1 rRNA gene is annotated in these 556 nt (G+C 52.9%); it reads left to right on the forward strand.

Annotated features, from left to right (window positions below):
• Window positions 1–556 (forward strand): 23S ribosomal RNA (locus tag AC6EJC_RS26865); the annotation flags it as partial.

Consider the following 556-nt stretch of genomic DNA (forward strand, 5'->3'; position numbering starts at 1 on the left):
GACTTAGTTCCGGGAGTCAGACAGTGAGTGCTAAGATCCATTGTCGAAAGGGAAACAGCCCAGACCATCAGCTAAGGTCCCCAAGTGTGTGTTAAGTGGGAAAGGATGTGGAGTTGCACAGACAACCAGGATGTTGGCTTAGAAGCAGCCACCATTGAAAGAGTGCGTAATAGCTCACTGGTCGAGTGACTCTGCGCCGAAAATGTAACGGGGCTAAACACACCACCGAAGCTATGGCTTGATGCTTGCATCAGGGGTAGGGGAGCGTTGAATGCGGGTTGAAGGTGTACCGGAAGGAGCGCTGGACTGCATTCAAGTGAGAATGCCGGTATGAGTAACGAAAAGATCTGTGAGAATCAGATCCGCCGAAAGCCTAAGGGTTCCTGAGGAAGGTTCGTCCGCTCAGGGTAAGTCGGGACCTAAGGCGAGGCCGATAGGCGTAGTCGAAGGACAACAGGTCGAAATTCCTGTACCACCGTAATCCGTTATGAGCGATGGGGTGACGCAGTAGGGTAGTGACGCGGACTGATGGATGTCCGTCTAAGCAGTGAGGCTG

The sequence above is a fragment of the Paenibacillus sp. TY11 genome (assembly GCF_059772165.1).